Here is a 16,784-nt window from a genome sequence, read left to right on the forward strand (position 1 = left end):
GGGACGAGGGGACAAAGCCGGTGCAGGACAACGCGACAGAGGTGACCGCAGCGGGCATCGCCCGGCTCGCCGGAGTGGGCCGGGCCGCCGTCAGCAACTGGCGCCGCAGGCACGCCGATTTCCCCAAGCCGGTCGGCGGCACCGAGACCAGCCCCTCCTTCGCGCTCGCCGAGGTCGAGGCCTGGCTGCGCAAGCAGGGCAAACTCGCCGAGGTCCCGCTGCGCGAACGCGTCTGGCAGCAGCTCGTCGGCCACCCCGAGGGTCCGCTGACCGCCCTGGTGCACGCGGGCTGCGCCCTGCTGCTGATCCACGAGCGGCCCACGGTCTGGCTCGACGCGAGCGCCGGCTCGGACGCCCGCCTCGCCGCGATCCTGCCGGGAGTGCTGGAACAGGTGCTGTCGCCTGTGAACGCCGAAGCCGGCGTTCACAGCCCGTCCGCCCCTCGCCCTGTTCACACCGCTCACCGCGCCCCCGCAGGCGCCCCCGCAGGCGCCCCCGCGGGCACCCCCACCACCCCGGCCGCCGGCGCCCCGGCCCCCGCCCCCGCCCCCGCCCTCCGCATCCCCACCGGCCCCCAGCTCCTCCCCTCCGTCCCCCTGCTGCGCGGTGCGGCCGAGCTGGCCGCCGAGACCGGAGCGCGGCAGGCGTTCGAGTTCCTGCTGGGCCGGCATCTGGACGCCAACCCCCGCCAGTACACGCTCACCCCGGCCGAACTCGCCGGGCTCATGGCCGACCTCGCCGGCCCCGCCCGCCGGGTCCTGGACCCCGCCTGCGGCACCGGCGCGCTGCTGCGGGCCGTCGAGTCCCGCCCCGACCAGGAGCTGTACGCCCAGGACAGCGCCCCCGAGCTGGCCGCGCTCACCGCACTGCGGCTCGCGCTGCACTCCCGGGCCGGTGTGCGCGGCGCGGCCGGCGACACCCTGCGCGCCGACGCCTTCCCCGGCCTGCGGGCCGACGCGGTGCTGTGCCATCCGCCGTTCAACGAGCGCAACTGGGGCCACGACGAACTCGCCTACGACCCCCGCTGGGAGTACGGCTTTCCGGCCCGCACCGAGTCCGAACTGGCGTGGGTGCAGCACGCGCTGGCCCGGCTGGCCGACGGCGGCGCCGCCGTCCTGCTGATGCCGCCGGCCGCCGCCTCCCGCCGTTCCGGGCGCCGGATCCGCGCCGATCTGCTGCGCCGGGGCGCGCTGCGGGCCGTGGTCGCGCTGCCGGTCGGGGCGGCGCCGCCGTACAACATCCCGCTGCACGTGTGGGTGCTGCGCCGGCCGGAGCGGACGCCGGCGTCGCCCGAGCTGCTGCTCGTGGACACCGGGAGGTTCGCCGGGGAGGGGCGCGGCGGCCCGGACTGGCCGGCCGTGCGCGAGGCCGTCCTGGACGCCTGGCGCGACTTCGAACGGGCGGGGCGGCTGGCGGAGCGGCCCGGGCTCGCCCGTTCCGTGCCGGTCATCGAGCTCCTCGGCGACGACGTGGACCTCGCTCCCGCCCGCCATCTGCCGCCGGTCGTGGCCGACGGCGCGGAGCAGCTCGCGGCGGTGCGCGAGCGCCTCGGGGAGACCCTGCGCCTGACCGCCGACCTCGCTCCGCCGCCCGCCGCGCCCGCGCCCGGCGCGCGCTGGCCGCTCACCACCATCGGCGAACTCGCGCGCGGAGGCGCGCTGATGATGCGCACCGGCGGAAACGGCGGGCACGCGCGCGTGCCCGTGCTCACCGACCACGACGTCCTCGCCGGCACCGCGCCCTCCGGCACGCTCCCGGAGAGCGAGGAGGAGCCCGTGCTGACCGAGCCGGGCGATGTCGTCGTACCGGTGCTGGGCGGCGGTTCGGTGGCGCGCGTGATCGACGACGCCACGGCGGGCGCCGCCCTGGGACGCAACCTCGTGCTGCTGCGCCCGGACCGCGCGGCGCTCGACCCGTGGTTCCTGGCCGGGTTCCTGCGCGGTACCGCGAACAACCGGCAGGCCAGCAGCTACGCCTCCACCGCGACCCGGCTGGACGTGCGCCGCCTGCAGCTGCCCCGGCTCCCGCTGGACGAACAGCGGCGCTACGGCGCGCGCTTCCGCGCTCTCGACGAGTTCGAGCGGGCGCTGCGCCGCGCGAGCCGGCTCGGGGAGCAGCTCGTGCGCGGGATGTACGACGGCCTGACCGACGGCACGGTGGCGCCGGACTGACCACGGGGGCGGGCAGGACAACGGTTCGGTACATCCGGGAGGCTTGCCCGTGTCCTTGTCGGTCCCGGGCCATATGCTCGAAGCGACAATCGCACGACCGGCGTTCTCCGCCCGACGGAGCACGCCGGTCGGATGTGTACGCCCACTTCAGGCATCAGGAGCAGCCATGCAAGGCCTCGGCCACGGACAGCCGGTGAAGCAGCCGCCGCACACCGGGTGGCTGGTTCTGCTGCGTGTGCTGTTCGTGGCGACCGGGTTCTTCAGCATCGGCATGCTGGCCTGGGTGATGCTGCTGCGGCTGGCGGCCGTCACGCGGCGGGCGCTGGACTGGTGCCTGTTCGTCGCCGCCCTGGTCGCCGACCTGCTCAGCCTGGTGCTCATAGGCAGCGAACCCGGCGACGACATCCACACCCCGGTCGGCTATTTCGGCATGTTCCTGCTGCTGGGCACCCTGGCGGGCGCGATCGTGTACTACCTCGTCGCGGAGATCCGCCACTACGCCCGCCGGCGGCAGGCGTACGCGGCCCAGCGGCCGGCGCAGGGCGGCTACGCCTATCCGGGCCCGGCGACCGCGTACCCGGCGACGCCCGTCCCGACCGTGCCGATCGGCCGGGCGGGCCACGACACCCCGTTCCCGCAGGCCCCCCTCGCCCCGCACACCCCGCCGCCGATGACGCACGCGCCCGTGCCCCAGCCGCCCCAGCGCCCGGCGCCCAGCCACATCGAGCAGGTGCGCGCCGAACTGGACGAGCTGAGCGACTACCTGCGCAAGCACGACGGCCGCAACGACGGCTCCGAGAGCGGAAGGTGAGCGTGGCGGCAGGACGTGTCGTCGCCGGCCGGTACGAACTGTCCACCCTCATCGGGCAGGGCGGCATGGGCCAGGTGTGGACGGCGTACGACCGGCGGCTGGACCGGCGCGTGGCGGTGAAGCTGCTGCGCCCCGACAAGGTGGCCGGCCAGGAGGCGGACGAGCTGCGCCGCCGGTTCATGCGCGAGTGCCGGGTGACCGCGCAGGTGGACCACCCCGGCCTGGTGACCGTGCACGACGCGGGCAGCGAGGGCGAGGAGCTGTTCCTCGTCATGCAGTACGTCGACGGCGCCGACCTGTCCGACCATCTCGCCGAGCACGACCCGTACCCGTGGCCGTGGGCGGTCGCGGTGGCCGCGCAGCTGTGCGCCGTGCTGAGCGCCGTGCACGCCGTGCCGATCGTGCACCGCGACCTCAAGCCGCGCAACGTGATGGTGAAGCAGGACGGCACGGTCACGGTGCTCGACCTGGGCGTGGCCTCGGTCATGGACACCGACACCACCCGGCTCACCCACACCGGCTCCCCGATCGGCTCGCCCGCCTACATGGCGCCGGAGCAGGCGATGGGCGGCGCGGTCGGGCCGTACACGGACCTGTACGCGCTGGGCGTGCTGATGCACGAACTGCTCAGCGGAGACGTGCCGTTCGCGGGTTCCACGGCGCTCGGCGTGCTGCACCGGCACCTGTACGAGCCGCCGCTGCCGGTGCGCCGTATCCGCCCGGAGGTCCCCGAGGCGCTCGAGGCGCTGGTGCTGCGCCTGCTCGCGAAGGACCCGCAGCACCGGCCGGCGTCCGCGCAGGAGGTGTACGAGGACCTGGCGGCGCTGCTGCCCGCGCGCGGGACGCCCAGCGGGGCCCCCTTGGACCCCACGCGCCCCTTCCTGCGCCCGCACGCCCCTTGGCCGGACCGCGCGCGGACCCCCGCGCCCCAGCCGGCCCCCGTCGCGCCGGCGCCGCCGGTGGCCGAGAAGCCCGATGTCGCCGCCGCCGTCGAGGAGGTCAAGCGGCTGCTGGGGGAGGGGCGCATCACCCAGGCCGTGGACATCCTCGGCGCGATCCTGCCGGCCGCCGCCGAGCAGCACGGCGAGCACTCCCCGGTCGTGCGCACCCTGCGCAAGCAGTACGCGGCCACGCTCATGGACGACGGCCAGTACCGGCGCGCGCTGCCCGAACTGCGCCGGCTCGCCGACGAACGCGCCGCCGAGGCCGGCCAGGCCGACCCGCAGTCCCTGCGCTACCGCTACGAGGCCGCGCAGTGCCTGGAGCAGCTGGGCCAGCCGGCGGCGGCGCTCGCCGAGTACCGGGCGCTGCTGCCGTACTACGAGAACCAGTACGTCTCCGGAGACCCGCAGCTCGCTCACGAGGTGCGCCGGCGCATCGGCCATCTGCTGCTCGCCCTCGGCGACCGCCCCTCCGCCCATGACACCCTCGCCCGGCTGCTGATGGACGTGGAGCGGCTGCACGGTCCCGGGTATCCGATGGCCCTGGAGATCCGGCGCACCCTGCAGTGGCTGGGGCAGGTGCGGGGCTAGCGGAACGGGTTGATACGTTGCGCGTCGATCAACCAGGTGACGTGTCAACAGGGGTGGGACTCATGGCCGGCCATCGGCAGTCGAAGAAGCGCAGACACCTCACGTGGGCGGTGGCCGGCGCGGCCGTCGTCGCCGGCGCCGGGATCGCGGCGCAGACCTCCATGGCCGCCACGACGTGGCCGGCGCAGAGGACCTTCACCGGCCACGCCTTCGACACCTGCGCCGCGCCCTCGCTGCCGGCGATGAAGGCCTGGCACACCGGCTTCTACGGGGCCGCCGCCGTCTACGTGGGCGGCAGGAACCGCGGCTGCTCCCAGCCGAACCTCACCGCGTCCTGGGTGAAGTCGGTCAGCGCCGTCGGCTGGAAGCTCATCCCGATCTACGTCGGCGCCCAGCCGCCCTGCCAGTCCGGCTCCAGCCCGGAGAAGCTCACCGCCACCACGGCCGCCTCCCTCGGCAGGACGGACGCGGACGACGCGGTGGCCAAGGCGTCGGCGCTCGGCATGAAGGCCGGCAGCCCCGTCTTCCTCGACATGGAGCCGTACGACATCACGAACACGTCGTGCAACAACGCCGTGCTGACCTACGTCCGGGCCTTCGACAAGGAGCTGCGCGCCAAGACGTACCGCAGCGGCTTCTACGGCTTCACCAGCTCCAGCGCCAAGGCGATCGCCACCGCCGCCGACAAGACGGACCTGCCGGGCAACCTCTGGTACGCGCTGTGGGACAAGCAGTACACCACGACCACGGACTGGCCGTGGGGCTCCACGCAGTTCACCGGCCACAGCCGCGGCCACCAGTACATCGTGAACAGCAAGGAGACGCGGGGCGGCTACACGATCACCGTGGACCGTGACGCCTGGGACGGCCCGGTGGCCATCACGGGCTGAGCGCGCCAGGGTGCGGCGGTGCCGGAAGTCGTGGTGAATCGTTGGTCGAATGGGTTGGCCTGAGCTGAGGCGCTGCCTACCATCGATCACCGCAAGACTTTGTGCACCGTCGCACAATCTCCCCCAGGAGGTCTCCTTGCACCGCCGCCGTCGCACCGCGCTCGTCCTCACCGCCGCGATCGCCGCCGCGGCACCCTTGCTGACCGCCTGCGGAAAGGATGCGCACCCCGGCGCCGCGGCCGTCGTCGGCGGGCAGCGGATCACCGTCGCGCAGCTGCAGAGCCGGGTCAGCGAGGTCCGCGCGGCGCAGCGGGCCGCGGTGCCGGACGAGACGCAGTACCAGCAGGTGCTCGCCTCCACCAGCAGCCTGACCCGGGACACCCTGCACAACATGGTCCTCGACCGGGTGCTGCACCGCGCCGCCGAGGACGCGGGCATCACGGTGACCCGCGAGGAGGTCCAGCAGATGCGCACGGGCCTGGAGCAGCAGGCCGGCGGCGCCAAGGGCCTGCAGACGGCCTGGCTGCAGAAGTACGGCATCGCGCCCGCCCGCCTCGACGACAACCTCCGGCTCCAGCTGGAGGCGCAGAAGCTGGCCCAGCACCTCGGCACCGACACCACCCAGCCCGCCTTCTGGAAGGCCCTGTCCAAGGCGTCCCAGGAGCTGCACATCGACCTCAACCCGCGCTACGGCACCTGGGACGTGCGAAAGAGCAGCCGCGTGGACGCGAGGACGCCCTGGGTGCGGGAGGTCACGACGGCGTCCGGCGGGCAGCCGCTGACCGCATAGCGCGGCCGGTCATACGATCACACGAGCGTCCCCGCCCTGTGGATGACCGGATCCGCTCCTGGTCGGGGTGGGTTACGTTCGGACCGTGAACGCATCCAGCTCCGACCTCGCCCCCGCCGCCGGCCCCGGCCGCGTCGTCCTGCTCACCACCAGCCACCGCGTCGCCCCCGGCCTGCTGTCCTGGCCGGCCTGGCAGGCCCTGCGCACCGCCGACGCCGTGCTGTGCGCGGACGGCGCGCATCCGCAGCTGCCGTATCTGCGCGAGGCCGGGATAGCGGTCCGGGAGGCGTCCCCCACCGCGCAGGAGCTGGTCGACGCCTGCGCCGGCGGGCGCACGGTCGTGGTCGTGGCCACCGGCGAGGGGGAGCCCGCGCTCACCGACGGCCTGGCCCGGCTGGCCGGCTCCGGCCGGGTCGCCATGCCCGAGCTGGAGCTGCTGCCCGCCTCCTACGACCTGCCCGGCGCCCGCCTGCTGGACCTCGTGCAGGTCATGGACCGCATCCGCGCCGAGTGCCCCTGGTCCTCCCGGCAGACCCACGAGGGCCTCGCCAAGTACGGCATCGAGGAGGCGTACGAGCTGGTCGAGGCGATCGAGGCCGGCGACCGCGAGGAGCTGCGCGAGGAGCTCGGCGACGTGCTCCTCCAGGTCGTCTTCCACTCCCGGATCGCCGAGGAGCACCCGGACGCGCCGTTCTCCGTCGACGACGTGGCCGGCGGCATCGTCGCCAAGCTCGTGCACCGGCACCCGCATGTCTTCGGGGACGAGAAGGCCGAGACGCCGGAGGACGTCAAGGAGCACTGGCTGCGCACCAAGGCCGAGGAGAAGCGGCGCTCGTCGGTGACCGAGGGCGTCCCGCTCGGCCAGCCCGGCCTGGCCCTCGCCGCCAAGCTCGTCTCCCGCGCGCGGACGGCGGGCCTGGACGTGCCGCTGCCGCAGGGCGAGGGCATCGGCTACGAGCTGCTGGCCCTGGCGGCCCGCGCCGAGGCGGAGGGCGTGGACCCGGAGGCGGCCCTGCGCGCGGCGGCACGCGCGTACCGGGACGCGATCCGTCAGGCGGAGGGAGTCGCCCCCGAGGCGATACGCCGGGCCACCGCCGGTCACCGCGACGCGGAGACCCACGAGGCCCCGGATACGGTCGACCCGTGACCGACCAGCACCACCCGACCCCCGCCCCCGGCGCCGGCCCGGGCCCCGTGCCCGCGCTGTTCAGCTGGGAGTTCGCCACCGACCCCTACCCCGCCTACGCCTGGCTGCGCGAGCACGCGCCGGTGCGGCGGACACGGTTGCCCAGTGGGGTGGAGGCCTGGCTGGTCACGCGCTACGGCGACGCGAAGCAGGCCCTCGCCGACCAGCGGCTGAGCAAGAACCCGGCGCATCACGACGAGCCCGCGCACGCCAAGGGCAAGACCGGCATCCCGGGCGAGCGCAAGGCGGAGCTGATGACGCATCTGCTGAACATCGACCCGCCGGACCACACCCGGCTGCGCCGGCTGGTCAGCAAGGCGTTCACCCCGCGCCGCGTCGCCGAGTTCGCGCCGCGCGTGCAGGAGTTGACCGACCGTCTCATCGACCGGTTCGCCGGGAGGGGCTCCGCCGACCTCATCCACGAGTTCGCCTTCCCGCTGCCCATCTACGCCATCTGCGACCTGCTCGGCGTCCCGCGCGAGGACCAGGACGACTTCCGGGACTGGGCGGGGATGATGATCCGGCACGGCGGCGGGCCCCGGGGCGGGGTCGCGCGGTCCGTGAAGAAGATGCGCGGCTACCTCGCCGAGCTCATCCACAAGAAGCGCGAGGCGCTGCCCGCCGAGCCCGCGCCCGGCGAGGACCTCATCTCCGGCCTCATCCGCGCCTCCGACCACGGCGAGCACCTCACCGAGAACGAGGCCGCGGCGATGGCCTTCATCCTGCTGTTCGCCGGCTTCGAGACCACCGTGAACCTGATCGGCAACGGCACCTACGCCCTGCTCACCCACCCCGGGCAGCGCGAGCGGCTCCAGGCGTCCCTGGCCCGCGGGGAGAGGGACCTGCTGGAGACCGGCGTGGAGGAACTGCTGCGCTACGACGGGCCGGTGGAGCTGGCCACCTGGCGGTTCGCCACCGAGCCGCTCACCATCGGCGGACAGCGCATCGCGCCGGGCGACCCGGTGCTCGTGGTGCTCGCGGCGGCGGACCGGGACCCGGAGCGGTTCGCCGACCCGGACGTGCTGGACCTCGCCCGCCGTGACAACCAGCACCTCGGCTACGGCCACGGCATCCACTACTGCCTCGGCGCGCCGCTCGCCCGGCTGGAGGGCCAGACCGCGCTCGCCACCCTGCTCACCCGGCTGCCCGACCTGCGGCTCGCCGCCGATCCCGCCGATCTGCGCTGGCGCGGCGGGCTCATCATGCGGGGACTGCGCACGCTGCCCGTGGAGTTCACACCCACCGCCTGACCACGCGCCGTACGGACAAAAAGTGACCGGCGTTCAACTATGTGATCTTCACGTGATCTGCGCGGCATGAACTTGTGACAAGTGATCGTCTGACGATACGTTCACCCATCAGCGTGGCGACGGCACCGTCCGCCGCGCCGGTTCTGCAGTCGCACGAAAGGCTTCCGTATGCTCTCCGGGAACGGTCGTCACCGTCGCCCCCGTCAGGCTCCGGCCCTCCTCGTCGCGGCCGGAGTGACCGGCTCGGCCATCGCCATCCCGCTGCTCGGCGCCGCGAGCGCCAACGCCGCCGACGGCACCACCTGGGACAGGGTCGCCGAGTGCGAGAGCGGCGGATCCTGGAGCGCGGACACCGGGAACGGCTACTACGGCGGTCTGCAGATCTCGCAGGAGGACTGGGACAAGTACGGCGGCACGCAGTTCGCGGAGAGCGCCGACCAGGCCAGCCGCAACCAGCAGATCGCCGTCGCCGAGAAGATCCTCGCCGACCAGGGCACCGCGCCGTGGGCCATGTGCGCGCTGACCGCCGGGCTGACCTCCCACTCCGGTTCGCTCGACGTCGACACGGGCGTCGGCGGCTCCGGTGGCAGCGGCGGTTCGGACGGCGCCTCCGGCTCGGCGGACGGCTCCAGTTCGTCCGGTCTGCCTGATTCGTCCTCCAATGGCTCCGGTTCGGGCCGGGCGTCCGGCTCCGACTCCTCCGGCTCCGGCACCTCCAGCCCCTCCCCGGACGCGAGCAGCACGCCCGCCCCGGGCGACGCCACCGGCACCCCGGGCACGGCCGACTCCACCGGAGCCGGCACCCCCAAGTCGGACAAATCTCATGAGTCCGGCGCACAGGACACCGGAAGTTCGCGGGGGAGTGCCGGTCCCTCCAGCGACACGCCGGGTGCCGACATGCCGGACAATTACCAGCAGAGTGCCGGTTCTTGGAGCCTGGTCGACACCGGAGCGCTCAGCAGTGGCGGACGTCACCGTGGCGCAAGTGCGGACGAAAGTGTGACAAACGGTCAGAAGTCCTCGTCGTCCGGCCGTCACGCCGGCCGCGGGCCGGACACGTACACCGTCCGCGAGGGCGACACCCTCGCCTCCATCGCCGACTCGCTCGGCGTCGACGGCGGCTGGCGCGCGCTCTATGAGAGCAACAAGAAGGTCATCGGCGCCGACCCCGACGACATCGCCGCCGGTCAGACCCTGAAAACCGACGGATAAAACGGCGCTGGCCAGGGCTAGTTGACGCCCCACTTGATCACGCAATGTCCGATTTGGAGAAAGTGTGGGATGAGTCTCAGAAGCCCTGATCGTCTTTGAAATTCGGCCGACGGCGTGTCTACGGTCAGGACCGCTCGTCACCACGAGCCCCGGCAGTCGCAACGCCGAATCCTGCCAGCGGTTGCCCGGGAACAGTCGTCGCGTCAAGCGCCGTAGGCAGGAGCGGGGGACCCAAGGTAAGTGCCGCGCCGAGCAGTTGCTGCCCGGCCGGCTAGGGGTGAAGCCGCACCTCGCGCAAGCGGGAGTGCGGCCGGGCAACTCAACCGGCCCGAACCCGACAGCTCACCTCGCAGGCGTCGGTGAGGGGATCGATCCATGCTGTTTTCCGCCAAGGGCAAGCACCGCCGCCCGTCCAAGGCCGTCCGTGCCGTCGCGCTCGCCGGTGTCACCGGCGCCGCCGTCGCCGCCCCGCTGATGGCCGCGGGCAACGCCTCCGCCGCCACCGCCTCCCAGTGGGACGCCGTCGCCCAGTGCGAGTCCGGTGGGAACTGGTCCATCAACACGGGCAACGGCTTCTACGGCGGCCTGCAGTTCACCAACTCCACCTGGGCCGCTTACGGCGGCACCGCCTACGCCCCGCGCGCCGACCTGGCCACCAAGGCCCAGCAGATCGCCGTCGCCGAGAAGGTCCTCGCGGGCCAGGGCAAGGGCGCCTGGCCGGTCTGCGGCACCGGCCTGAGCAGCACGCCGTACAACGGCTCCGCCCCCGCCGCCTCCACGAAGTCGTCGTCGAGCGGCACCGTCACCCGCTCCACCGGCAAGCAGGCCGCCACCCGCTCCACCACGCGCACGGCCCCGTCGGCGAGCAAGACCGTCACCACCCCGACCGGCGCCAAGGTCAAGAAGGGTGACGGCGAGTACAAGGTGGTCAAGGGCGACACCCTCAGCTCCATCGCCGCGAAGCACGGCGTGCAGGGCGGCTGGCAGAAGCTGTTCCAGCTGAACAAGGACATCGTCAAGAACGCCGACCTGATCTACCCGGGCCAGCAGCTGCACCTCAAGTGACGGCCGGCGCCTGACGCCCGGCTCCGATCCGGCCCACAGCGCCCTCACAGCCGCCGCCCCCCAACGGGAGGCCTCGTGAGGGCCACCCCCCGTCCCCACGGGCTCCCCGCCCCGGCGCGTGTTCCCCCGTACGCGCCGGGGCGGGGCTTTTCTTTGCCCGGCCGTCTTCTGGTGTTCCCTCGCACCCCCCTTTGTTCCGGCGGTGAACAATAGGTACCGTCTGCGTGTCCCTCCCGTCCACGGGACGGTCGGTCGGTGGCCGGCGCCCCGGGGACGGTTAGGCTCTAGTCGCACGGCGCGGCCGCAAGGCACACGCCCCGCACTTCCAGCGTCACATCCCAAGAAGGAGATGCTCGTGCCGTCCATCGACGTCGTCGTAGCCCGGGAAATCCTGGACTCCCGAGGCAACCCCACGGTCGAGGTCGAGGTCGGCCTCGACGACGGCAGCACGGGTCGTGCCGCCGTCCCGTCCGGCGCCTCGACGGGCGCCTTCGAGGCCATCGAGCTGCGCGACGGTGACCCCAACCGCTACCAGGGCAAGGGCGTCGAGAAGGCCGTCCTCGCCGTCATCGAGCAGATCGGCCCGGAGCTGGTCGGCTACGACGCCACCGAGCAGCGCCTGATCGACCAGGCCATGTTCGACCTGGACGCCACCGACAACAAGGGCTCCCTCGGCGCCAACGCCATCCTCGGCGTCTCCCTCGCCGTCGCCCACGCCGCCTCCGAGGCGTCCGACCTCCCCCTCTTCCGCTACCTGGGCGGCCCCAACGCGCACCTGCTGCCGGTGCCGATGATGAACATCCTCAACGGCGGCTCGCACGCGGACTCCAACGTGGACATCCAGGAGTTCATGATCGCCCCGATCGGCGCGGAGTCCTTCTCCGAGGCCCTGCGCTGGGGCGCCGAGGTCTACCACACGCTGAAGAAGGTCCTGAAGGGCAAGGGCCTGGCCACCGGCCTCGGCGACGAGGGCGGCTTCGCCCCGAACCTCGGCTCCAACCGCGAGGCCCTGGACCTCATCCTGGAGGCCATCAAGGAGGCCGGCTACACCCCCGGCGAGCAGATCGCCCTCGCCCTGGACGTGGCCGCGTCCGAGTTCTACAAGGACGGCTCCTACGTCTTCGAGGGCAAGAACCGCTCGGCCGCCGAGATGACCGAGTACTACGCCGAGCTGGTCGAGGCCTACCCGCTGGTCTCCATCGAGGATCCGCTGTTCGAGGACGACTGGGAGGGCTGGAAGACCATCACCGCCCAGCTCGGCGACAAGGTCCAGCTCGTCGGCGACGACCTGTTCGTCACCAACCCCGAGCGCCTCGCCCGCGGCATCGAGGAGGGCGCCGCCAACGCCCTGCTCGTCAAGGTCAACCAGATCGGCTCGCTGACCGAGACCCTGGACGCAGTCGAGCTGGCCCAGCGCAACGGCTACAAGTGCATGATGTCCCACCGCTCCGGCGAGACCGAGGACGTCACCATCGCCGACCTCGCCGTCGCCACCAACTGCGGCCAGATCAAGACCGGCGCCCCGGCCCGCTCCGAGCGCGTCGCCAAGTACAACCAGCTGCTGCGCATCGAGGAGATCCTCGACGACGCCGCGGTGTACGCCGGCCGCAGCGCGTTCCCGCGGTTTCGCTCTGCGAACCAGTAAGCACAGCAAGGGCTGAGCCCCAGAGCTGAGCCAACGCGGAGTAAGGCTTAGCCAGTCGTCCGTACGTCCCCGGACCCGGTCCCGTACCGTGTCCGGGGACGTACGCACGTGTGAGGCCACACCGGCGAAGGGGAGCGGAGGAGCCAGATGGCCGTGAAGGACCGGGACCGTTTCTCCACCGCGACCAGGCTGCGGCTGCTCGGCGAGCAGACGGCGGCCCGGGTCTACCGCTCGCAGAGCAGGCGGCAGGCCCGCCGTTCCCGGCTCACCGGCCGCGCCGCGCTGCTCGCTCTGGTGCTGTGCTCGCTGGTCGTCGCGCTCGCCTACCCGATGCGGCAGTACGTCTCCCAGCGCGCGCAGATCTCCGACCTCCAGCGCCAGCAGCAGCAGGCCCGCAAGCGGGTGGAGCAGCTGCGCGACCTCAAGGCGCGCTGGCAGGACGACTCCTACGCCGAGCAGCAGATCCGGCTCCGGCTGCACTATGTGATGCCCGGCGAGACCGGGTACACGGTGATCGACCCGGGCCTGGCCAAGCAGTCCCGCGCCGACCTCAGGGGAGCCCGGCGCCCCTGGTATGCGAACGTCTGGGACGGAGTCGACAAGTCCGACGCCTCCGACCAGTGAACCCACAGAAAGCCTTTCGAAGACCAGTCATGGAACAGCCCCCGCCGCCCACCCCGCGCACCGAGCCCACCGACGCGGACGTCGAGGCCTTCAAGCAGCAGCTCGGCCGCCCGCCGCGGGGCCTGCGGGCCATCGCGCACCGCTGCCCGTGCGGCCGGCCGGACGTCGTGGAGACCGCGCCGCGGCTGCCCGACGGCACGCCCTTCCCGACGACGTACTACCTGACGTGCCCGCGCGCCGCCTCGGCGATCGGGACGCTGGAGGCGAACGGCGTCATGAAGGAGATGACGCAGCGCCTGCAGCGCGACCCCGAGCTGGCCGCGGCCTACCGGGCCGCGCACGAGGACTACATCGCGCGCCGGGACGCCATCGAGGTCCTGGAGGGCTTCCCCAGCGCCGGCGGTATGCCCGACCGCGTGAAGTGCCTGCACGTCCTGGTCGCCCACTCGCTGGCCGCGGGACCGGGGGTGAACCCGCTCGGCGACGAGGCGCTCGCGATGCTGCCGGAGTGGTGGCGCAAGGGGCCGTGCGTGCAGCCGCTGGAAGCGCCCGACCCCGCGGACGAGCACCCCGGCGAGGAGGGGGCGGTCTTCGACCCCGCCGAGGTCCGCAGCGGCTTCTTCGCCGAGAAGCCCCTGGTACCGGAGGGCTTCTCCCGGGTCGCCGCCGTCGACTGCGGCACGAACTCCATCCGGCTGCTGGTCGCCGACGTCAACCCGGCCACCGGCGAGCTGCTGGAGCTGGACCGGCGCATGACGATCGTGCGGCTCGGCCAGGACGTGGACCGCACCGGCCGGCTGGCGCCCGAGGCGCTTCAGCGGACCTTCGCCGCGTGCCGGGAGTACGCCGGGGTGATCCGCGAACTCGGCGCCGCCAAGGTGCGGTTCGTCGCCACCTCCGCCTCCCGCGACGCCGAGAACCGGGACGACTTCGTGCGCGGGGTGCTGGACATTCTCGGGGTCGAGCCGGAGGTGATCAGCGGCGACCAGGAGGCCGAGTTCTCCTTCACCGGCGCGACCAAGGAGCTGACCGGGCGGGACGACCTGGCCAGGCCGTACCTGGTGGTGGACATCGGCGGCGGCTCCACCGAGTTCGTCGTCGGCGACGACCGGGTGCGCGCCGCGCGCTCGGTGGACGTCGGCTGCGTGCGGATGACGGAACGCCACCTGGTGCAGGACGGCACGGTCTGCGACCCGCCGACCGCGGAGCGGATCGCCGCGATGCGGGCCGACATCGAGGCCGCCCTGGACCTCGCCGAGGAGACGGTCCCGCTGCGCGAGGCGCGCACCCTGGTGGGGCTCGCCGGGTCCGTCACCACCGTCTCCGCCATCGCCCAGGACCTGCCCGAGTACGACTCCGCGCGCATCCACCACTCCCGGATCTCCCGCGACCGCGTCCGCGAGATCACCGAGTGGCTGCTGCGCTCCACCCACGCCGAGCGCGCGGCGGTCCCGTCCATGCACCCGGGCCGGGTCGACGTCATCGGCGCGGGCGCCCTGGTGCTGCTCGCGATCATGGAGCGGACCGGTGCCGAGGAGGTCGTGGTGAGCGAGCACGACATCCTCGACGGCATCGCGTGGTCGGTGGCGTAGCTCTCTTTTGTTACTGAGTGGTAGCGGTCTGCTGAGCAGGCCGGATAACGTTTGAGCGGCATGGGGGGGTCCTGCGGGGCCCCTCCGGTGCGATCACCCGGGAAAGTTCGTGAAGTTCTTCACAAGGAATTCGGCCCGGTCGCGCCGCCAACGGGGGCCGATTGGCCCTTCCGGGGGGTCAAAGGCCGTTTGAACATGTTCAGATGAAGGGCGCAGGAGTACTGCGGAAGGGGTTGTTCCGGGCGTGTCTCGGGACCCTCACCGCCGGCCCACCGGCCCGGAGAGGCAGCTCACGCGGCATTGACAACGGTGCAAAGGGGGCTGCGGTTCCGTTGGCCGGCCATGATCCGCGTCACGCGGGCCGCGGAGTGTAGCACAGGGCCTGTCATACCTTGTGTAGGGGCGCACGAGCACCCCCCTCGGAGCGGGTGGATACTCGATGCCATGAGCACCACGGAGCGTCCCAGGATCCTCGTAGTAGGCGGTGGGTACGTAGGCCTGTACGCAGCTCGGCGCATTCTCAAGAAGATGCGCTACGGCGAGGCGACCGTCACGGTCGTCGACCCCCGGTCGTACATGACCTACCAGCCCTTCCTCCCCGAAGCCGCCGCCGGCAACATCTCCCCTCGCCACGTCGTCGTCCCGCTGCGGCGCGTGCTGCCGAAGGCGGAGGTCCTCACCGGCCGGGTCACCACCATCGACCAGGACCGCAAGGTCGCCACGATCGCCCCGCTGGTGGGCGAGGCGTACGAGCTGCCCTTCGACTACCTCGTCATCGCGCTCGGCGCCGTCTCCCGCACCTTCCCGATCCCCGGCCTCGCCGAGCAGGGCATCGGCATGAAGGGCATCGAGGAGTCCATCGGCCTGCGCAACCACGTGCTGGAGCAGCTGGACAAGGCCGACTCCACGAACGACGAGGAGATCCGCCGCAAGGCGCTCACCTTCGTCTTCATCGGCGGCGGCTTCGCGGGTGCGGAGACCATCGGCGAGGTCGAGGACATGGCCCGGGACGCGGCCAAGTACTACAAGAACGTGTCCCGCGAGGACATGCGCTTCATCCTCGTCGACGCGGCCGACAAGATCCTCCCCGAGGTGGGCCCCAAGCTCGGCCAGTACGGCAAGGAGCACCTGGAGAGCCGGGGCGTGGAGATCTACCTCTCCACCTCCATGGAGTCCTGCGTCGACGGCCATGTGGTGCTGAAGAACGGCCTCGAGGTCGACGCCGACACGATCGTGTGGACCGCCGGCGTCAAGCCGAACCCGGCCCTCGCCCGCTTCGGTCTGCCGCTCGGCCCGCGCGGCCACGTCGACTGCGAGCCCACGCTCCAGGTCAAGGGCACGGACTACATCTGGGCCGCCGGCGACAACGCCCAGGTCCCGGACCTCGTCGGCCGCAAGGCGGGCAACGAGAACGCCTGGTGCCCGCCGAACGCCCAGCACGCGCTGCGCCAGGCCAAGGTGCTCGGCGACAACGTGGTCTCCGGCATGCGGGGCTTCCCGCAGAAGGAGTACGAGCACGCCAACAAGGGTGCGGTCGCCGGTCTCGGCCTGCACAAGGGCGTGGCGATGATCGTCATGGGCAAGATGAAGATCAAGCTCAAGGGCCGTCTCGCCTGGTACATGCACCGTGGCTACCACGGTCTGGCGATGCCGACCTGGAACCGCAAGATCCGCGTCTTCGCCGACTGGACGCTCGGCATGTTCCTCAAGCGCGAGGTCGTCTCCCTGGGCGCCATGGAGAACCCGCGCGAGGAGTTCTACGAGGCCGCCAAGCCGGCCCCGGTCGCCGCCGCGAAGACCGAGGAGAAGGCCAAGGCCTCCTGACCCCGGTCACCTGAAACACCCCCGAAGGGGCCGCCTGCCATCCGTGGTGCGGGCGGCCCCTTCGGCGTGTTCCGGCCGCAACTGCATGGCCACTGCAACTGTTTTGCTCAGTTGTAACTCCTTTGCGGGACTGCGCGGAACAGCGGACGGTGTTTACGTGGTTACCGGCATCCGGGATCGTCGTCTTGGAGG

The 16,784-nt window shown here is 72.4% G+C and carries 13 protein-coding genes, 1 pseudogene and 1 riboswitch; all 14 genes and pseudogenes read left to right on the forward strand.

Annotation, left to right across the window (positions count from 1 at the left end):
- The first annotated feature begins 20 nt into the window (after positions 1-20).
- Entirely contained in the window at positions 21-2,171 is a 2,151-nt protein-coding gene (locus OG956_RS20995) for an N-6 DNA methylase (RefSeq protein ID WP_330339531.1), read from the forward strand.
- Between the two features lie 166 nt (positions 2,172-2,337).
- The gene (locus OG956_RS21000; protein WP_330339532.1) at positions 2,338-2,982 is read left to right on the forward strand and encodes a hypothetical protein; all 645 of its coding nucleotides are present in this window, start codon (positions 2,338-2,340) and stop codon (positions 2,980-2,982) included.
- A 38-nt stretch (positions 2,983-3,020) separates the two neighbouring features.
- Positions 3,021-4,514: a serine/threonine-protein kinase gene (locus OG956_RS21005; protein WP_330342900.1), complete on the forward strand. Its 1,494-nt coding sequence runs from the start codon at positions 3,021-3,023 to the stop codon at positions 4,512-4,514.
- A 62-nt stretch (positions 4,515-4,576) separates the two neighbouring features.
- Positions 4,577-5,404 (forward strand): glycoside hydrolase domain-containing protein, encoded by an 828-nt coding sequence (locus tag OG956_RS21010; protein ID WP_330339533.1) that lies wholly within the window; start codon positions 4,577-4,579, stop codon positions 5,402-5,404.
- A 136-nt stretch (positions 5,405-5,540) separates the two neighbouring features.
- On the forward strand, positions 5,541-6,194 hold the full coding sequence (locus tag OG956_RS21015) for a SurA N-terminal domain-containing protein (protein ID WP_330339534.1): 654 nt from the start codon (positions 5,541-5,543) through the stop codon (positions 6,192-6,194).
- Positions 6,195-6,261: 67 nt separating this feature from the next.
- Positions 6,262-7,341 (forward strand): nucleoside triphosphate pyrophosphohydrolase, encoded by a 1,080-nt coding sequence (locus OG956_RS21020; protein ID WP_443065584.1) that lies wholly within the window; start codon positions 6,262-6,264, stop codon positions 7,339-7,341.
- Positions 7,338-8,630, forward strand: coding sequence for a cytochrome P450 family protein (locus tag OG956_RS21025; RefSeq protein ID WP_330339536.1), 1,293 nt, complete (start codon positions 7,338-7,340; stop codon positions 8,628-8,630). The genes OG956_RS21020 and OG956_RS21025 overlap by 4 nt, the downstream gene beginning before the upstream one ends.
- 168 nt (positions 8,631-8,798) lie before the next feature.
- Positions 8,799-9,842, forward strand: coding sequence for a transglycosylase family protein (locus OG956_RS21030; RefSeq protein ID WP_330339537.1), 1,044 nt, complete (start codon positions 8,799-8,801; stop codon positions 9,840-9,842).
- A 198-nt stretch (positions 9,843-10,040) separates the two neighbouring features.
- A riboswitch (cyclic di-AMP (ydaO/yuaA leader) is annotated at positions 10,041-10,213 on the forward strand.
- Positions 10,214-10,217: 4 nt separating this feature from the next.
- Positions 10,218-10,907 (forward strand): transglycosylase family protein, encoded by a 690-nt coding sequence (locus OG956_RS21035; protein WP_330339538.1) that lies wholly within the window; start codon positions 10,218-10,220, stop codon positions 10,905-10,907.
- Positions 10,908-11,262: 355 nt separating this feature from the next.
- Positions 11,263-12,552 carry a phosphopyruvate hydratase gene (eno, locus tag OG956_RS21040; RefSeq protein WP_330339539.1) on the forward strand — a complete coding sequence of 430 codons (1,290 nt, stop codon included), beginning with the start codon at positions 11,263-11,265 and terminating at the stop codon, positions 12,550-12,552.
- A 147-nt stretch (positions 12,553-12,699) separates the two neighbouring features.
- Positions 12,700-13,176, forward strand: a complete 477-nt coding sequence (locus OG956_RS21045) for an FtsB family cell division protein (protein WP_330339540.1) — start codon at positions 12,700-12,702, stop codon at positions 13,174-13,176.
- A gap of 29 nt (positions 13,177-13,205) precedes the next feature.
- Positions 13,206-13,610 (forward strand): annotated as a pseudogene (locus OG956_RS21050) (DUF501 domain-containing protein); the annotation flags it as partial.
- Between the two features lie 201 nt (positions 13,611-13,811).
- Positions 13,812-14,768, forward strand: a complete 957-nt coding sequence (locus OG956_RS21055) for a Ppx/GppA phosphatase family protein (protein WP_330342901.1) — start codon at positions 13,812-13,814, stop codon at positions 14,766-14,768.
- A 444-nt stretch (positions 14,769-15,212) separates the two neighbouring features.
- A complete protein-coding gene (locus tag OG956_RS21060) occupies positions 15,213-16,592 on the forward strand; it encodes an NAD(P)/FAD-dependent oxidoreductase (protein ID WP_330339541.1) in 1,380 nt (459 codons plus the stop codon).
- The last annotated feature ends 192 nt before the right edge of the window (positions 16,593-16,784 follow it).

It is taken from the genome of Streptomyces sp. NBC_00557 (assembly GCF_036345995.1).
Taxonomy (GTDB): Bacteria; Actinomycetota; Actinomycetes; order Streptomycetales; family Streptomycetaceae; genus Streptomyces.

Excerpts from the sequence above, each read along its gene's own strand:
- OG956_RS21045 (WP_330339540.1), top strand. The coding sequence starts at position 12,700 with ATGGCCGTGAAGGACCGGGACCGTTTCTCCACCGCGACCAGGCTGCGG.
- OG956_RS21035 (WP_330339538.1), top strand. The coding sequence starts at position 10,218 with ATGCTGTTTTCCGCCAAGGGCAAGCACCGCCGCCCGTCCAAGGCCGTC.
- OG956_RS21030 (WP_330339537.1), top strand. The coding sequence starts at position 8,799 with ATGCTCTCCGGGAACGGTCGTCACCGTCGCCCCCGTCAGGCTCCGGCC.
- OG956_RS21000 (WP_330339532.1), top strand. The coding sequence starts at position 2,338 with ATGCAAGGCCTCGGCCACGGACAGCCGGTGAAGCAGCCGCCGCACACC.
- OG956_RS21010 (WP_330339533.1), top strand. The coding sequence starts at position 4,577 with ATGGCCGGCCATCGGCAGTCGAAGAAGCGCAGACACCTCACGTGGGCG.
- OG956_RS21060 (WP_330339541.1), top strand. The coding sequence starts at position 15,213 with ATGAGCACCACGGAGCGTCCCAGGATCCTCGTAGTAGGCGGTGGGTAC.